The following is a 17687-nucleotide window of genomic DNA, read 5'->3' as shown; positions in this document are numbered from 1 at the left end:
CATGGATATCAAACGGCGGGCTTTCGTCATGGGCGGCAGTGCCCTTTGCGTCACCTTTCTTGGCGGCGCCACCAGTTCCATTGATTTTGGCGGCACACCGCACGAATCCCTGCTGATCGCCGGATCCGACGAGTTTTTGCCCTATGCCAAGAAGCTGATCGACGCGTTCGTGAAGACCAAGCCCGGAATCGACGTGGTGGTCGAGGCCGGCGGAACCGATCTGGGCTTATTGGCGCTCAAACGCGGGGCGATCGACATTGCCCTGGCTTCCCGCGAGTTGAAAGCCACCGAGGATGAAAAGCTGACCCGATCATACATGCTGTCTCGGGACGCCATTGCCCTGGTGGTTAATCCGGCCAATCCGCTTGCCGGCCTGGACCGGAAAACGGCGGCCTCGTTGCTGCTGGGAAATGTGCGCGATTGGGGGCGTGTGGCTGGCCAGCCTGGTCCGGTTCAGGTTTACAGCCGCAAAGCCGAGGTGGGAACGCAAAAAGCGCTGGAAAAGCTGGTGCTTGACCACGCCCGCATGGGCTTGGAAGCCACCGTGGTGGAAAGCGGCGTCGCCATGCGCGAACGGATCGCCGCCGACCCGCGCGGCCTTGGTTTTCTGTCGCTGCACGATATCACTCCGGCGGTCAAGGTGCTGGCCATCGACGGCGTCCCCATGAACCGGGGGACCATTTTGTCGGGCCGCTATCCGTTTAGCCGGTCGTTCTTTTGCATCACGCATGGAACGGAAAAAAAGGCGGTACGGGAGTTCATGGATTTCGCGCAGGGGCCGGCGGGGCAGGCCTTGCTGGTCAGCCTTGGCCTGATCGCGGTTCAATAAGGGGGATAGCCGATGTCTGAGGAGCCTGATTACACGCTGATCCTCCAAAACACCTTGGCGCGTCTCCAAGACAGCCAGATCGCCCGCAAAGCCATCGGTATCTTGATGGTGACGGTCTTTGTCGGGGCCGCGGGCTATTTCATCTATGATTTGTTACCCCGGCGGCACGAACTGACCATCACCGGCGGTGAAATCACCGGGAATCGGCACTTCTTGGCCAAGGTTCTGCAAGATGAAGCGGTTCAACAAGGGGTTTCGCTGAAGATCGTGCCGACCCACGGCACCTTGGCGGCGCTGGAAATGCTTGAAGCCGGCGAGTTGGATCTGGCGCTGTCGCAAGGCGGACTGGAGCCGAGCTTCAACAATGTCGTCCATGTCGCCACCTTGGCCCCCGAACTCATTCATTTCATCGTCAAGCCGAACATCACATCGGTTAGCGAGTTGCGGGGCAAGGTGGTCAACCTGGGCAGCAAATCCGGCGGGACCCGCGTGGTTGCCCAAAATATCCTGCGGACGTCAGGATTGGCCGATGGCATTGATTATGTCGAAACCAATTTCAGCAACGACCGCATCATTGGCATGCGGGCGGATGAATTGCCCGACGCGGTGGTGAATGTTTCGTTCCAGCCCTCGTTTCTCGCTGACTTTCTGGTCAAGGAACGCGGCTATACCGTGTTGGAGCTGCCTTTCCCCGGCTCTTTGGCTTTGCGCATGGGCTGGGTCGCCGATGCCACGATCTTGGGCTATACCTATGGCATTGATCCGCCGGTTCCGGCCCAAGACATCAAAACGGTTGGTGTGAACCTGCATCTGCTGGCCAATGCCCAGGTGCCGCCCCGCGCCATTCAGGCCGTGCTTGAGGCGTTGTATAGCCCGACGGTGGCCAGCCGCACTCACCTTTCCTTCGACGAGGCGAACATCTTGCTGCCATCGGGCTATCCGATCTCGCCGGGCACCTTGTCGTTTGCCGCCCGCAAGGATCCGTTATTGTCCAGTGAATTGCTGGAAAAGCTGAAGGCGGCGGCAGGCTTGGCGTTTTCGTTGATGTCGGGCGGCATGATCGCTTTGCGCTGGTTTCGCGGCAAGCCGATCAAGGAGGCCTTTCACGACGCGGAAATCAAGCAATGCATCGTCGAAGTGGCGGCCATGCAACGCAAGCTTTTGAGCGCCGATTGTGATCCGTCGGAGGTCGCGGCGCTCAAGCGCCGTCTGGCCGAGCTTCGGGCCGGCATATTGGAACGGGTGCCCGAACTTAACCTGAAAGACCCGTCGTTGCTGCCAACCTTGCTGGCGGCAGAAAGTGGGGCCAGCACCTGGGCGCGGTCTATCCCGTAATCATCCGCGCCAGCAGACGGCGGATAAAAGCCTCGCCTTGGCGGATTTGCTCGATGGTGATGAACTCGTCGGGTTTATGGGCCTGGGTGATGGAGCCGGGGCCGCAGACCACGGTGGGGATACCGGCCTTGTTGAACAGCCCGGCCTCGGTGGTGAAGCTGACCTTGGCGGTATCGTTGTTGCCCGACAATTGCCGGGCCAGCACCGCCGCTTCGTCGGCATCGTCGGTCAGCAGCCCGGCAGTGGTGTTGTATTCATCGAACATGATGCCGGTGGCGCCGTCGATGGCCAGCATCTCCGGCACCAGATCCTGGGCAAAGCCGCGCAATTCCGCCATCAATTCCTCGGGGTCATGGTTGGGCAGGTTGCGGAATTCGAACTCGAACGAACATTGGGCCGGTACGATATTCAAGGCGGTGCCGCCCTTGATCAGTCCGGTGTGAATGGTGGTATAGGGGGGCTGGTAACCGGCGTCGAAAGGCCCCACTTGTCGAATGCGCTTTTGCAGGGCGCGCAGGAAGGTGACCATCTCGGCGGCGATCTCGATGGCGTTGACGCCCTGGTGATTAAGGGCGGAATGACATTCTTTGCCGTGAACGTGGCAGCGAACGTTTTTTTTACCCTTATGGCCGACAATCACCCTCATCTCGGTGGGTTCACCGACAATGCACAGCCTGGGCTTGACGGGGAGGTTCGTTAGATCCTGGATTAGCCGGCGAACGCCGATACAGCCGATTTCCTCGTCATAGGAAAAAGCAAAGTGGATGGGCATCCGCAGGGCGGCGGCGGCGAATTCAGGGGCAAGGGCCAAACAAATGGCAATAAAGCTTTTCATATCGGCGGTGCCGCGACCAAACAGCTTGTCGTCGCGCTGTAAAAGCCGAAAAGGATCGCTGGACCAATCTTGCCCCTCAACAGGTACTACGTCGGTATGCCCGGATAAAACAATGCCAGGCAGGTGAGATGGGCCTATAGTCGCGAATAGATTTGCCTTTTCGTGGGCATCGTCATAAGTCAAACGTACATCGGCGCCAAGGCGGGACAACACGTCAGCGGCGAATTGGATGAGTTGAATGTTTGTTTTGTAACTGGTGGTGTCGAAGCTGATAAGGCGTTCGATCATGTCCATGCTTTCCGGCATGTCTGGTCCTGCTTTCTGGCTCAAGATTCGGCGCTGCGTCGTGCTGTACAATGTTGTGCGTGGCTATCATAAGGTGCTGGAGGCAAGGGTGCCAGCAAAGAGGATGTCAGCCAATTCGGAACGAGGCGAATGAGCGAAGCTGAGACCGCCGCCGCGGCGGGTAAAAAAAGTCAAAAGCCGGCTTTTTCGCTGGGCGCGTTTTCCACGCTGAAATCGAACATGTTCGATTTGGCGCTGGCCTCGCTGTTCCTGAACGTCCTTGGTCTTGCCCTGCCCATGTCGCTGTTGCAGGTCTATGACCGCATTTTGCCCAACAAATCCACCGGCACCATGGTGCTGCTGATGGCCGGCGTTCTGGGTGCCTTGCTGTTGGAATCGTTGTTGAATTTTGGCCGGTCCTATATCACCGGCTGGATCGGCGCCCGTTTCGAACACAAGGCCAGCTGTCAGGCCTTGGATCGACTGGTGATGACCAGTATCGACAATTTCGAAAAGGAAGGCTCGGGCGTTCATCTTGAACGGCTTAATTCGCTGGCCACCGTGCGCGAATTTTATGCGGGCCAAGCTTTATTGACCTTGCTGGATTTGCCTTTCGCCCTGATTTACCTGGCGCTGGTCGCGTTCATGGGCGGCTGGCTGGTCATGGTGCCCATTGTCTTGCTGGTCTTGTTCGGCTTGTCGGCCATGCGCATTGGCACCTCCTTGCGCGACGCCATCGAAAAACGCATGGTCGCCGATGATCGCCGCTTCAATTTTCTCATCGAAGTCTTGGGCGGCATCCACAGCGTCAAGGCCATGGCGATGGAATCGCAGATGGTCCGGCGCTATGAGCGCCTGCAAGAAAGCTGCGCCGAGGGCTATTACACCGTGGCCTTGCGCAGTTCCAACGCCTTGGGGGTTTCTTCGTTCTTTTCGCAATTGACCACCATCGCCGTGGCCGCCGTGGGCAGCATCATCGTCATGCAGGGCGATATGACCACCGGTGGCTTGGCGGCGTCGTCGTTGCTGGCGGGGCGTTCCATGGCGCCGCTGCAAAAAGCCTTGGGGGTGTGGACCCGCTTTCAAAGTTTTGTTCTTGCCCGTGGCCGTCTGCAAAAACTGTTCGCCCTGCCGCCGGAATCCGCCGCCGGCCTGCCCAAGATGCCGGCGACCAAGGGCAAGCTGGAATTGGACGGGGTCAGCTTCGGCTTTGGCGAAAAAATGCCGATTGTGATCGACAACGCCTCTATTCAGATTGAAGAAGGCGAGTGCATCGCCATTGCCGGCGGCAATGGATCGGGCAAGACCACGTTATTGACGCTGATGCAGGGGGCGTTGCGGCCGACCCAGGGGCGGGTCCTGGTCGATGGCGTCGATATGACCGAGTATGAACCGCAATCCGTGCGCGATCAGATCGCGTATTTGCCGCAATCGGGCATTTTGTTCCAGGGAACCATCTTGCAGAACATCACCATGTTCCGGCCGGAATTTGACGATATCGCGGTGGAAACCGCCGGCTTGTTAGGGCTGGATGAGGTGGTGGCGACCATGGCCTATGGTTTCGACACCCCGGTCGGCGATGGCGCCTATGATTCTTTGCCGCGCGGCATCAAGCAACGCATCGCCATCGCCCGCTCTTTGGTCAACAATCCGCGCATCGTTTTGTTCGACGAAGCCAATACCGCCGTCGATTCGGCAGGGGACAATTTTCTGCGGGTGTGGCTGGAACGGGCCAAAGGCAAGCGTACCCTGGTTTTGGTCACCCACCGGCCATCCCTGGTCAAGCTGGCCGACCGCGTGTTCGATCTGGATCATGGCCGCCTGAGCCCCAAGACCGCCAAGGATGAGACGCGGCCGTTCATGGCGCTGACCGCAGCCGCCGGGGGGACGGCATGAATCAGGTCGCCGCCGCCGCCACCACGGTCAAGGCCAGCCAGCAGGCCATCGAGCATTATCAAGCGCAAATGGCCCATTCCATCCTGGGCGGGTTCAGCGCCGCTTCGGATCTGGCCGCGTGTCTGTTGCCGCTGCTCAAGGCGTTGGGCTGGAAGGGCGATCCCCGTCACGTCGCCGAATCGCTGCCGCATTTCGCCAACGAACTGGATTTGACCGGGCTGCGCAACGTCATGGCCCAGTTGAATTATTCCAGCCGGCCGTTGCGGGTGGCCTTGGCCGATATCGACAAGCGTCTGTTGCCGTGCCTGTTCCTGCCCGACAAGCAACCGGCCCTGGTGGTTCGCGCCAAGGATGACAGCGGCGTCGAGGTGTTCGACAGCGCCAGCGGCGAAACCCGGCACATGGAGAACCTGAGCCTTAAAGGCACCGCCTTTTTCTTCACCGCCATGGGCGAAGCCGCGCCAAGCCGGGTGGGGTGGTTCCGGACCGTGCTCGACCGTTTCCGCCCGTTATTCTGGCAGGCCTTTTTCGTCACCTTGTTCCTGAACGTCATGGCCCTGGCGACGCCGATTTTCGTCATGAACGTCTATGACAAGGTGATCGGCACCAATTCCATGCCGTTGCTGGTGGCCTTGTGCGCGGGGGTGGCCTTCGCGCTGACCTTCGACGCCATCTTGCGCGCGGTCAGGGCCCGCATTCTGGCCTTTATCGGCGCCCGTCTCGACAACATCATGGGCAACAATATCTTTCAGCACATCTTGTCTCTGCCGCCCGGTTTCACCGAGCGCGCCACCATTGGCGCCCAAGTGGCGCGCATCAAGGATTTCGAATCGGTCCGCGAATTTTTCACCGGGCCATTGGCGACGGTGTTCATGGAACTGCCCTTCGCCATCTTTTATTTCGCCATCATCTTCATGCTGGGCGGTGTTTTGGCCTTGGTCCCGGTGATTTCCACCTTCTTGTTCCTGATCGGTGGTTTTTTGGTCATGCCGGTGGTGCGCAAGAACGTTTCGATCGCGTCGCGCGCGGCATCGCGGCGCCAGGAATTCCTGATCGAGACCTTGGGCAAGCTGCGTGCGGTCAAGTTGTCGGGGGTCGAGCACAATTGGGTCAAGCGCTATCGGGAAATGTCGGCGCGCGCGGCTTATGGCGGGTTTAAGAACGGCATCTTCACCGCCATGATCACCACCGGTTCCAATATCTTGATCGTTTCTTCGGGCTTGGCCACCATCGCCACCGGTGTTCTCGGCGTGATCGACGGGGTGATGACCACCGGCGGCCTGATCGCCGCCATGATGCTGGTCTGGCGGGTTTTGGGGCCGTTGCAGACCGCCTTCACCCTGATCCAGCGGGTCGAGCAGGTGCGTGGGTCAATCACCCAGATTGACCAATTGATGAATTTGAAGCCCGAACGCGATCCCAAGGCCATGGTCGCGCCCTTGAAGAATCTGAAGGGCAGGGTGTCGTTCTCCCGCGTGTCGTTGCGTTATTCCAACGACGCCGATCCGGCTTTGGTCGGCGTGTCGTTCGATATCGAACCGGGCGAAGTGGTCGCGGTCACGGGGCGCAATGGTTCGGGGAAATCCACCATTATCAAGCTGATGATGGGATTGTACGCGCCACAGGCTGGATCTATCCGCATCGACAATTCCGACATGCGTCAGATCGATCCATTGGAATTGCGCCATGCCATCGGCTATGTGCCGCAGGTGTGCAATCTGTTTTTTGGCACTATTGCCCAGAACCTGCGACTGGCCCAACCGACGGCGACGGAATCTGATATCCGCTGGGCCTGCGAACTGGCCGATGTCTGGGACGAGATCATGGGGCTGCCTCGGGGCATGGAGACTCGGGTTGGCGACGGCACCATCGACCATCTGCCGACCAGTTTCGTGCAAAAACTGTCGCTGGCGCGCTGTTATCTCAAGCGCAGCCCGTTGATGTTGTTCGACGAACCGGTCAACGGCTTGGATTTTGAAGGTGATCGCCAGTTCATGCAGGCGGTTGAATTCTTCCGCGGCCAATCCACCATCTTCATGGTGACCCACCGGCCCAGCCATTTGCGCTTTGCCGATAAGATTCTGGTTTTTGATGGCGGCTATCTGCGTTTGGCCGGCCCCGCCGACGAAGTCCGTGCCCGCATTCCTCCGGATTTGATTTAGCTATGACCAGTCAAAGCCTTGTGAACGTCCCGCAATCATCGCCCCCGGTCCCCGAGGGCGAGCATCGTGCCGTCGCCACCATCAAGCAATCCAGCCGGGTGGCCCGGCATCTGGCCCAAGCCGTTCAGCTCGAGGAAAGCGGGACGGCGCCGCTGATCCGGCTGACCCTTTATTTGGCCTGTGCCGCCTGTGCCGTCTTTTTGGTGTGGAGCGCCATCACCACCGTCGATGAAGTGGCTGTGGCCGAGGGCGAGATTGTCCCGCAAGGATCGGTGCAGACGGTGCAGCATCTGGAAGGCGGCATCGTCGATCAAATCTTGGTCAAAGAGGGCGAATTGGTCGAGATCGGCCAGCCGATCATCAAGTTGTCGCCGGCCCAGGCCCTGGCCGAACTGGACCAGACCCGCGCCCGCGAAATGACCCTGTTGCTGAAATCAGAGCGTTTGCGCGCTTTCGTCGAAGGTCGTCAGCCCGATTTCAGCTTCGCCGGCCCGCATTACCTGTCGCTGGTTAACGATAATAAGTCCATTTACGACGCTCAGACCCAGGCGCGGAATACGGCGCGCTCGATCATCTTGGCCCAGATCGAACAAAAGCGTGCCGATCTGCGGCAAATGGAATCCCAGCACAAAAGCCTGCGTGAGCAGGTGGCTGCCCTGGCCGAGGAAATGAAAATCCGGGACGAGTTGGTGGCCAAGGGGCTGGTGACCCGCATTACCCATCTCGATACCAGGCGTGAACTGGCCCGAGCCGAAGGGGAACTGACCCGCATTCTTGGTCAAACGGTGTCGGCGCGGGAAGCGGTTTCGGAAATGGAAAACCGTCTGATCGACAGCCAATCCATTCTGCAAAAGCAGAACCTGGACGAAATGGGGGTGACGATCGCCGAACTCGCCCAGGTGCAGGAAACCATTTCCCGTCTGGAAGATCGGGTTACCCGCCTGATCATCGAGGCGCCGGCCCGCGGTCACATCAAGGGGCTGACGGTCAAGAATCAGGGGGCGGTCATTCAGCCCGGCGGTCTGGTCAGTGAGATTGTTCCGGTTGACCGCGAATTACGGGTTGAGGCCAAGGTTCTGCCGCGTGACATCGGTCATTTGAAGGTAGGCCAAAAAGTGCGGATCAAGGTCACCACCTATGACTTTGCCCGCTATGGTTCGGTGACCGGAAAGCTGGAACGCCTGTCGGCGTCGACTTTTCTCAACGAAAAGGGCGAGCCTTTCTTCAAGGCTCAGATCAGCCTGGAAACCAATCACGTGGGCGCGGACCCCAGCCATTTCACCATCTCTCCCGGCATGACGGTGTCGGCGGAAATCATTACTGGTGATAAGACCTTGTTCCAGTACATGCTCAAACCTATCTTCACCCAGCTTCAACAATCCTTCCACGAACGGTAAGCGACGCCTCCCATGAGCGAGCAGAACCAGGAAAGCCCGGCGAAGAAAGCCAAGGGTGTGCCCTTTCACATCGGTCTGATGGCGCGTCTGCGCGCCTATTTCTTCGCCGGTATTTTGGTGACGGCGCCGGTCTCCATCACCTTTTATCTTGCCTGGCAATTCATCAAGTTCATGGATAATCAGGTGTCGCCGCTGGTGCCGCCCGAGATCAACCCGCAATATTGGGGGTTCCCCGGTTTCGGCCTGATCGCGGTGATTGTCGGTTTGACCCTAATCGGCATGCTGACGGCCGGTTTCGTCGGTCGCTTCCTGGTCAGGGTCTACGACATCTTTTTGCAGCGCATGCCGGTGCTGTCGGGGATTTATTCCGCCGTCAAACAGATCTTCGAGACCATGCTGGCGCAAAAGGCCAATGCCTTCCGCGAGGTGGCGTTGATCGAATATCCGCGCAAGGGCATGTGGACCATGGCCTTCATTACCGGCAGAACCTCGGGTGAAATCGGCACTATGTTTGCCGAGGACATGGTCAACGTTTTCGTCCCGACCACGCCCAACCCGACCTCTGGCTTTTTGCTGTTCTTGCCGCGCAGCGAGGTCCGGGTTTTGGATATGAACGTGGAGGAGGGGCTTAAGATGGTGATTTCCACCGGAATTCTGGTTCCGCCCAACCGCAAGAACGCTGATCAGCCGGAACTCAGCCTGACCTGATGGTGTGAATGGCCGCGTCGCGTTCAAACAGATAAAGCAGCACTCTAAGCGCCTGACCGCGTTCGCTGGCCAGATCGGGGTCGCGGGTCAGGATCAGGTTGGCGTCGTCACGGGCGACGGCCAGCAGGTCGTCATGCAACGCCAAATCAGCCAGTTTGAATTCTGGCAGGCCACTTTGCCGCGTCCCCAGGATTTCTCCGCCGCCGCGCAGACGCAAATCTTCCTCGGCGATCAAGAAACCATCCTCGGTGGCGCGCATGATCTCCAGCCGGGCCTTGGCGTTTTCCGACAATGGCGCGCCATACAGCAGCAGACAGCTTGACGCCCCGCTGCCGCGACCGACGCGGCCGCGCAATTGATGCAATTGCGCCAAGCCAAAGCGTTCGGCGTGCTCGATGACCATGATGGTGGCCTCGGGGACGTTGACGCCGACCTCGATCACCGTGGTCGCCACCAGAACCGACAATTCGCCACCGGCGAAGGCGGCCATTACCTTATCCTTGTCCGGCCCCTTCATCTTGCCATGCACCAATCCGACACATGCGCCCAACAGCTGCGACAGGTGGCGGTGGCGTTCCTCGGCCGCGGCCAGGTCAGAGGTTTCCGATTCTTCCACCAGCGGACAAACCCAATAGATGCGGGCGCCGGCGCTGACGGCGCGACTGATGCCATCGACCACCTCGTCCATACGGGCCAACGGCAATGCCCGGGTACTGACCGGTTGACGGCCCGGCGGTTTTTCATCCAATCGCGAGACGTCCATGTCGCCATAAGAGGTCAGCAACAGCGTGCGCGGAATCGGGGTGGCGGTCATCACCAGCATATCGACCGCGTACCCCTTGGACGCCAGTTCCAGCCGTTGATGAACGCCGAAACGATGTTGCTCGTCGATGACGGCAAAGGCCAGATCGGCGAAAACCACATCGGCTTGAAATAACGCATGGGTGCCGATGATGATGTCGATGCGGCCCTCGGCCAGATCGGCCAGGATGGCATTGCGGGCCTTGCCCTTATCGCGTCCGGTCAGCAAGCTGACGCGCAGGCCGGCGGTCTCGACCAGCGGGCCGATGGTCTCCAGATGCTGGCGGGCCAGGATTTCGGTCGGGGCCATCAATGCCGCCTGGGCACCGGCTTCCACCGCGTTAAGCATGGACAGCAAGGCGACGACTGTTTTGCCGCTGCCGACATCGCCTTGCAGCAATCGCAGCATGCGCAGGGGCTGGCCCATATCGGCGTCGATTTCACCTAAGGACCGGGTTTGCGCCGCCGTCAACGAAAAGGGCAGCGCAGTCATCACCTGGGGCCGTAAATGTTGCGACAACGGGATGATCCGCCCCTTAAGCTTGCGCATATGGGCACGCACCATCATCAATGCCAGTTGATTCGCCAGCAATTCGTCATAGGCCAGACGCCGGCGCGCCGGCGAATCCTCGACGATCTCGCGCTCGCTTTGTGGTTGGTGCAGCGCCTCCAGGGCTTGGCGCCAGGATGGCCAGCCTTGCCGGCGGAACCACGCTTCGTCCTGCCATTCCGGCAGCTGTGGCGCTTGTTCGACGGCAAGGCGCACCGTCTTGGTCACCATGCGCCCGGTCAGGCCGCCGGTCAGCGGATAGACCGGCTCGATGCTCATCACCTGTTCTTTGTCGGCCACCGGGACCATGTGGTCGGGATGGGTCATCTGGATTTCGGTGTTGAAATGCTCGACCACGCCGCTGATCACCCGCCATTCGCCCTCGGGCAATTGCCGGCGCAGCCAGTCCTCGCGGCCATGGAAGAACACCAGGTGCAGAAAGCCGGTTTCGTCCGAACAGCGGACCCGATAGGGCCGTTTGGGTGAGTTGGATGGAATATGGGCATCAATCTGCACGGTCAGCGTCGCCACCTTGCCCGATGGAGCGTCGGCGAGCTTGGGGGCAAAGCGGCGATCGATCACCCCCGACGGCAGGTGCCACAACAGGTCCAACACCCGGCCACCGGCCAGCCGTTCGTAGAGCGGCGCCATCTTGGGGCCGATGCCGGCCAAGGTGGTGATGGCGGCGAACAGGGGATTGAGCAGGCTGGGACGCATGACCTTGTCGGGTTGGTGGCTGACAGACGGGCGGGAACGCTCTATATCCTAGTGGCCCGACGCGGCCAAGGCCAGGGATCAGGTTTGGAGATTTCAGAGGCGATCATGGAAGCACGATTGAAGCGACTGAAGTTCCGCGCCCATCATATGGGCTCGAACGAAAACGATATCTTGTTCGGCGGCTTCGCCGAAAAGTATCTGCACACCTTGACGCCGGAACAGGTGGATCGGTTCGAGACCTTGATCGCCGAAACGGACACCGATCTGTTCAACTGGGTCACCGGCAAGCAGGCGGCCCCGGCTCATCTGGACCATGACGTCATGAGCATGGTTAAGGCATTCGTTCAAAATGAAGCTGCAATCACTTGATTAATATAAAAAACATAACAGATTTCACCGGTCATCATTGCCTGGCCGGAACCCCCGAGGGGGTCGATGCCCTGGCGTTGACCGAACTGGCCCGCGCCTGGGTCGGACGGGATGTGCTGTATGTCGCCCGCGACGATGCCCGCATGGCCCGCATGGCCGAGATGCTGGCGTTCTTCGCCGCCGATGTCGAGATCATCGATATCCCCGCCTGGGATTGCGTGCCCTATGACCGGGTGTCGCCGCATGTGGACCTGGTGGCCCGGCGCATCGATGGCTTGTCGCGGCTGGCGCAGGGGCCGGGGCAGGGGCCACGGGTCGTGCTGACCTCGGTCGCCGCCCTGGTGCAACGGGTGCCGCCGCGCCAGATGCTGGCGGCGGCCAGCTTTGCCGCCGTGGTGGGCAACCGTCTGGATCTCGACGGTGTCGTCTCCTTTTTGAACCGCAACGGCTATGGCCGCACCGATACGGTGATGGAACCGGGCGAGTATGCGGTGCGCGGCGGTATCCTTGACCTGTTTCCCCCAGGCACGCCCGAGCCGGTGCGGCTGGATTTCTTCGGCGATGATCTGGAAAGCATCCGTTCATTCGATCCGATGAGCCAGCGCACAACCGGTCATTTGCAGTCATTCTCGTTGGCTCCGGTCAGCGAGGTGCCCTTGGACGACGCTTCCATCGCCCGTTTCCGCACCAGTTACCGCGAGATGTTCGGCGTGGTCAGCGGTCCCGATCCGCTGTACGAAGCGATTTCCCAAGGCATCAAGTTCAACGGCATGGAACATTGGCTGCCGTTGTTCCATGACGGCATGGATACCTTGTTCGCCTATGTCCCCGATGCCCTGGCGGTGCTTGACCATCAAGTGATGGAGGCCCGCGACGCCCGTCATGCCCTGGTGCTGGAATATTACGACGCCCGCCGCACCATCACCGGCGCCGGTCTGGCCGAATCGGGCATGGTCTATCACCCGTTGCCGCCCCATCGGTTGTATCTGGAACGCGATGAATGGGACCGGCTGCTGACGGCGCGCCCCAGTCTGAACCTGTCGCCCTTTGCCCCCAGTGACGACGGCGCCGATGCCGGCGGCCGCGCCGGGCGCGATTTCGCCGATGTGCGCACCCGGCCCGACGGCAACGTATACGAAGCTTTGCGCCTGCATGTGGCCGAGGAAAAGAAACGCCGGGTAGTGCTGGCGGCATGGAGCGCCGGCTCGCGCGATCGGCTGTCGCATGTGCTCGCCGATCATGGGCTTAACCCGGTACAGGTGGACAATTGGGCCGAGGCTTTGAATGCTCCGGCCAAGTCCTTGCCCATGGTGGCGTTGGCGCTGGATCACGGCTTTGTCACCGCCGAGGTGGCGGTGATCACCGAACAGGATTTGCTGGGGGACCGGCTGGCCCGCCCAGCCAAGAAAAAACGCAAGGGCTCGCAATTCCTGGCCGAGGCCTCGGCCTTGTCCGAAGGCGATTTGGTCGTCCATCTGGAACACGGCATCGGCCGTTATGACGGCTTGGTGACGCTGCAAGTCTCGGGCGCGCCGCATGATTGCCTGCGGGTGATCTATGACGGCGGCGACAAGCTGTTCGTGCCGGTGGAAAACATCGAGGTTCTGACCCGGTACGGCTCGGAACAGGCCAACGCCCAGCTTGATCGTCTGGGCGGGGCGGCGTGGCAGGCGCGCAAGGCCAAGCTGAAGAAACGCATCCGCGACATGGCCGATCAGTTGATCGCCATCGCCGCTCAGCGCCAGATGCGCACATCCGAAAGTCTCAGCCCACCGGAAGGGCTGTGGGACGAGTTTTGCGCCCGTTTCCCTTATGCCGAGACCGAGGATCAGGCCCGTGCCATCGAGGATACGGTGGCCGATCTCGGCTCTGGCCGGCCCATGGACCGGCTGATCTGCGGCGATGTCGGTTTCGGCAAGACCGAGGTGGCCATGCGCGCCGCCTTTGTCACCGCCATGAGCGGGATGCAAGTGGCCGTGGTGGTTCCGACGACGTTGCTGGCGCGCCAGCACCACCGCAATTTTACCGACCGCTTTAACGGCCTGCCGTTGCAGATCGAGCAATTGTCGCGATTGGTCACCGCCAAACGGGCATCCGAGGTCAAGGCCGGTTTGGCTGACGGTTCGGTCGACATCGTCGTCGGCACCCATGCGGTGCTGGCCAAATCGATTAATTTCAAGCGGTTGGGCTTGTTGATTGTCGATGAGGAACAGCATTTCGGCGTCGGTCACAAAGAGCGTTTGAAGCAACTCAAGGCCGATGTGCACGTCCTTACCCTGACGGCGACGCCGATTCCGCGCACCCTGCAATTGGCGCTTACCGGCGTCAAGGAAATGAGCGTCATCGCCACCCCTCCGGTTGACCGTCTGGTGGTTCGCACCTTCATCTTGCCGTTTGACCCGGTGGTGCTGCGCGAAGCCATCTTGCGCGAACGCTATCGCGGCGGCCAAGTGTTCTATGTTTGCCCACGCCTGGCCGATATCGACCGCGTCGCCGACCGTTTGGCCAAGCTGGTCCCCGAGGTCAAGTGCGCCATCGCCCATGGCCGGCTGACGCCGACCGAGCTGGAAGAGGTGATGACCGCTTTCGGCGACAAGCAATACGACGTGCTGCTCTCCACCAATATCATCGAATCCGGCTTGGACATGCCAAGCGTCAATACCCTGATCATTCACCGCGCCGATATGTTCGGCCTGGGGCAATTGTACCAGTTGCGCGGCCGTGTCGGTCGCGGCAAGACGCGCGGTTATGCCTATTTCACCCTGCCCACCGACAAGGTTTTGTCGAAAGCGGCGGAAAAACGACTTCAGGTCATGCAAGCGCTGGACAGCTTGGGCGCCGGTTTCCAATTGGCCAGCCACGATCTGGACATTCGCGGTGCCGGCAATCTGTTGGGCGAGGAACAATCGGGCCATATCCGCGAGGTCGGCATCGAGCTGTATCAGCAATTGATCGAGGAAGCCGTCGCCGCGGCTAAGGGTGGCGACGGGGAAATCGCCGCCGAGGAATGGTCGCCGCAGATCACGCTTGGCACGCCGGTGCTGATCCCGGATACCTATGTGGCCGATCTGTCGGTGCGGCTGTCACTGTACCGGCGCATCGCCACCTTGGCCGACCGCGAGGAAATCGATCAACTGGCCGCCGAGTTGGTCGACCGCTTCGGCAAGATGCCGCCCGAGGTGGAAAATCTGCTGGAAGTCGTCGCCATCAAGGCCTTGTGCAAACAGGCCGGGGTGGAAAAACTTGATGCCGGCCCCAAGGGCGCGGTGGTTACCTTCCGCGGCAATGTCTTCGCCAATCCCATCGGTCTGGTGCAATACATCGCCCAGCAGGCTGGCGCCGCCAAGTTGCGTCCCGATCACAAGCTGGTCTTCATCCGCGCCTGGGACGAACCGGCCAAGCGGGTGAAGCTGGCGCAAAAGCTGATCGCCAAGCTGGTGGACATCGCCCGCATCGATGCCACATATACTTAATGTAAAGTACTAAAAGGCGGTTTCCTTGAGATTTCCTCTCCTCTAACATGCTATGGGGTGTGCATTTCGGGGGGACGAGATATGCGATCTGCCAGCATTACGTTTGCGGCGATCATGGCAGCGAATGCCCATGCGTGGGCCGGGGAAAATGAAGCCAAGTGGGGCGGGCACATCGACCTGGAAGGCAAGGCGGGAACCGACCGTCATCTGGGGGAAGCCGACCTGTTTCTGCCGGTGGTGCAAGATGACGACACTTTGCTGTTCGCCAGCATTCGCACCCGCCTGGATGACGAAGGCGGGCGCGAAGGTAATTTCGGTCTGGGCCTGCGGCACATGCTGGATGATGGTTGGAACCTGGGCGGATACGGCTATTTCGACCGCCGCCGCAGTGGTCAGGGCAATTATTTCAGTCAGGTGACCATCGGTGCCGAATTGCTGGGCCGCGACTGGGATGTCCGCGCCAACGCCTATATTCCGGTGGGGACCACCCACCACCAGGTCGAAAGCCTCAACACCGCCGAGCTTTCCGGCACCAGTGTCATTTTCAGGGGCGGCGAGGAACATTCCCTTGGCGGTTTCGACGGCGAAATCGGCTGGCGGCTCCCGCTGTTCGATGCCGAATCAGGCACCAATCTGCGTCTTTACGGTGGCGGCTATCGTTTCAGCGCCGACGCCGACACTGTCCCCGACGTCAGCGGACCACGCGGGCGACTGGATCTCAGCTTCGATGAGGTCCCGTATTTGTGGGACGGTTCGCGCCTGTCGCTGGGAGCCGAGGTTCAGCACGACGATCCGCGCGGCACTCAGGGTTTCCTGACGGCTCGGCTGCGCATCCCGCTTCAAGCCGATACGCCGCTGTCCCGTCTGACGCAGCAAGAGCGGCGCATGACCGACCCCATTGTCCGCGACATCGACATCGTCTCTCAGGCCGGAACTTTCGGCCCCGCCGAAACGGCGTCGCAATTGGCCGATGGCCAGCCTTTCACCGTGGTCAACAGCGCGTCCACCACCACCGCGGCCGCACTCAATACCGCTCTCGCCACTGCCGGCGCCAACAGCACGGTGTTGTTGTCGGGTAGTTTCAGCACCAATGCCCAGATCAATCTTCAGATTGGGCAGACGGTGAAGTCCGGCAGCATCAGTGTGCGCAGCGCCTCGGGCCGCGTCGCCAATGTGGCGACGCAGGCCGCCATCACCACCCAGGCCGGTGCCGCCATTTTTTCCATCACTATGGCCGACGGCAGCACGGTTTCCGGGCTGACCGTCTCGAACACAGCCGCTGGGGCTGGGGCTGTGTACGCCATCAGGGCCCAAAGCCAGTCTGACGTGACGATCACTGGCAACACGTTGATCGTGAGCGGTGCGAACCAAGGTGCCATTGCTGTCGATATAGTGACAACGACGGGGGCGGTGGTCAATAACAACACCATCCAGTCCAGCGCCACCACCGTCGGCGCCGTCGGCATTGAGGCCGCCGGCGCCACCGGACTGAGCGTATCGAACAATTCCATCAGCGCGGCAGGCGTTGTCAGCTACGCTTTCAATGCCGACGGGGCCACCGCGTTGAACGCGGCGTCTTCCACTGGAAATATCCTGGTCAGCGGCACCTGTCACGGCGGGCCATTCGCCAGTGGCAGCGTCAGCTTCACCAACGGCACCGTCTGCCAGTGATGGCTCAGGACAATGCCAGTTCCGTTTCCGACTGGCGGGCGATGTCGATCAGGCGCAGCAGGATGTCGGGCTCCTGGGCGCCCGCCAGGGCGTAGGAACCGTCCAGGATCAGGCAGGGCACACCGTTGACGCCCTGACGATGGGCGCGGGCGTTGTCGTTGAGCACCGCGCTGATATCGGTATCCGAACGCAAATAGTTTTCCAGCGCGTCGGCGGGGATGCCCAGCTTTTCCCCCAACCCCACCAAAATTTGGATGACACCGATATCCTGACCCTCGGTGAAATAAGCGCGATACAGTGCTTCAACCGTTTCTTGCTGACATCCAAAGCCGGCGGCGAAACGGATCATCCGATGGGAATTCAAGGTGTTGGGGGCGCGATTGATGAGATCGAAGGCGAAGTCGATGCCCTCGGCGTTGCCGGCGGCGGCGACGGCGGCATGAATGCGCTGAACCCGAGCCGGGCCGCCGAACTTACGGTCCAGATAAGCCCGACGGTCGATGCCTTCGGGCGGGATATCGGGGTTCAGCAGGAACGGCCGCCAGACGATCTCGGTCCGCGTCCCCGGCCGTTGCGCCAAGGCGCGCTCGAAACGGCGCTTTCCCACATAGCACCAGGGGCAAACGGTATCGAAGATGAATTCGATCTTCAATCCAAGG

At 60.6% G+C, this 17687-nt stretch carries 13 protein-coding genes; 10 read left to right on the top strand and 3 right to left on the bottom strand.

Features of this window, described 5'->3' with window-relative positions; all coding sequences use genetic code 11:
* The first annotated feature begins 1 nt into the window (after nt 1).
* Nucleotides 2-829: a phosphate ABC transporter substrate-binding protein gene (locus KEC16_RS02690; RefSeq protein WP_211546100.1), complete on the top strand. Its 828-nt coding sequence runs from the start codon at nt 2-4 to the stop codon at nt 827-829.
* A gap of 12 nt (nt 830-841) precedes the next feature.
* Nucleotides 842-2164: a TAXI family TRAP transporter solute-binding subunit gene (locus KEC16_RS02685; protein WP_211546099.1), complete on the top strand. Its 1323-nt coding sequence runs from the start codon at nt 842-844 to the stop codon at nt 2162-2164.
* On the opposite strand, the gene argE is transcribed toward KEC16_RS02685, so the two are convergent.
* Nucleotides 2154-3287 carry an acetylornithine deacetylase gene (gene argE / locus KEC16_RS02680; protein WP_249208648.1) on the bottom strand — a complete coding sequence of 378 codons (1134 nt, stop codon included), beginning with the start codon at nt 3285-3287 and terminating at the stop codon, nt 2154-2156. The genes KEC16_RS02685 and argE overlap by 11 nt on opposite strands.
* Between argE and KEC16_RS02675 the strand changes: the two genes are divergently transcribed.
* The 5 genes from KEC16_RS02675 to KEC16_RS02655 are packed head-to-tail and all read left to right on the top strand — an operon-like array spanning nt 3286 to nt 9447.
* Entirely contained in the window at nt 3286-3438 is a 153-nt protein-coding gene (locus tag KEC16_RS02675) for a hypothetical protein (RefSeq protein ID WP_211546367.1), read from the top strand. The genes argE and KEC16_RS02675 overlap by 2 nt on opposite strands.
* Nucleotides 3435-5180, top strand: a complete 1746-nt coding sequence (locus KEC16_RS02670; protein WP_211546097.1) for a peptidase domain-containing ABC transporter — start codon at nt 3435-3437, stop codon at nt 5178-5180. The genes KEC16_RS02675 and KEC16_RS02670 overlap by 4 nt, the downstream gene beginning before the upstream one ends.
* Nucleotides 5177-7342, top strand: a complete 2166-nt coding sequence (locus tag KEC16_RS02665) for a peptidase domain-containing ABC transporter (RefSeq protein ID WP_211546096.1) — start codon at nt 5177-5179, stop codon at nt 7340-7342. The genes KEC16_RS02670 and KEC16_RS02665 overlap by 4 nt, the downstream gene beginning before the upstream one ends.
* A 2-nt stretch (nt 7343-7344) precedes the next feature.
* Nucleotides 7345-8739 carry an HlyD family type I secretion periplasmic adaptor subunit gene (locus KEC16_RS02660; RefSeq protein ID WP_211546095.1) on the top strand — a complete coding sequence of 465 codons (1395 nt, stop codon included), beginning with the start codon at nt 7345-7347 and terminating at the stop codon, nt 8737-8739.
* Between the two features lie 12 nt (nt 8740-8751).
* A complete protein-coding gene (locus tag KEC16_RS02655; protein ID WP_211546094.1) occupies nt 8752-9447 on the top strand; it encodes a DUF502 domain-containing protein in 696 nt (231 codons plus the stop codon).
* Here the strand turns inward: KEC16_RS02655 and recG are convergent.
* Entirely contained in the window at nt 9434-11515 is a 2082-nt protein-coding gene (gene recG, locus KEC16_RS02650; protein WP_211546093.1) for an ATP-dependent DNA helicase RecG, read from the bottom strand. The genes KEC16_RS02655 and recG overlap by 14 nt on opposite strands.
* A 117-nt stretch (nt 11516-11632) precedes the next feature.
* On the opposite strand from recG, the gene KEC16_RS02645 reads away from it, so the two are divergent.
* From KEC16_RS02645 to KEC16_RS02635, 3 genes are all read left to right on the top strand, one after another.
* On the top strand, nt 11633-11884 hold the full coding sequence (locus KEC16_RS02645) for a succinate dehydrogenase assembly factor 2 (protein ID WP_249208646.1): 252 nt from the start codon (nt 11633-11635) through the stop codon (nt 11882-11884).
* A complete protein-coding gene (gene mfd, locus KEC16_RS02640) occupies nt 11881-15357 on the top strand; it encodes a transcription-repair coupling factor (RefSeq protein ID WP_211546092.1) in 3477 nt (1158 codons plus the stop codon). Before KEC16_RS02645 ends, mfd begins: the two co-directional genes overlap by 4 nt.
* Nucleotides 15358-15471: 114 nt before the next feature.
* Nucleotides 15472-17028, top strand: a complete 1557-nt coding sequence (locus tag KEC16_RS02635) for an inverse autotransporter beta domain-containing protein (protein ID WP_211546091.1) — start codon at nt 15472-15474, stop codon at nt 17026-17028.
* Nucleotides 17029-17032: 4 nt separating this feature from the next.
* Here the strand turns inward: KEC16_RS02635 and KEC16_RS02630 are convergent, their stop codons facing one another.
* A complete protein-coding gene (locus KEC16_RS02630) occupies nt 17033-17680 on the bottom strand; it encodes a DsbA family oxidoreductase (RefSeq protein WP_211546090.1) in 648 nt (215 codons plus the stop codon).
* Between the last annotated feature and the right edge of the window lie 7 nt (nt 17681-17687).

Source organism: Magnetospirillum sulfuroxidans, assembly GCF_018224925.1.
Taxonomy (GTDB): Bacteria; Pseudomonadota; Alphaproteobacteria; order Rhodospirillales; family Magnetospirillaceae; genus Magnetospirillum; species Magnetospirillum sulfuroxidans.
This window is presented reverse-complemented; position numbering and strand designations above follow the sequence as displayed.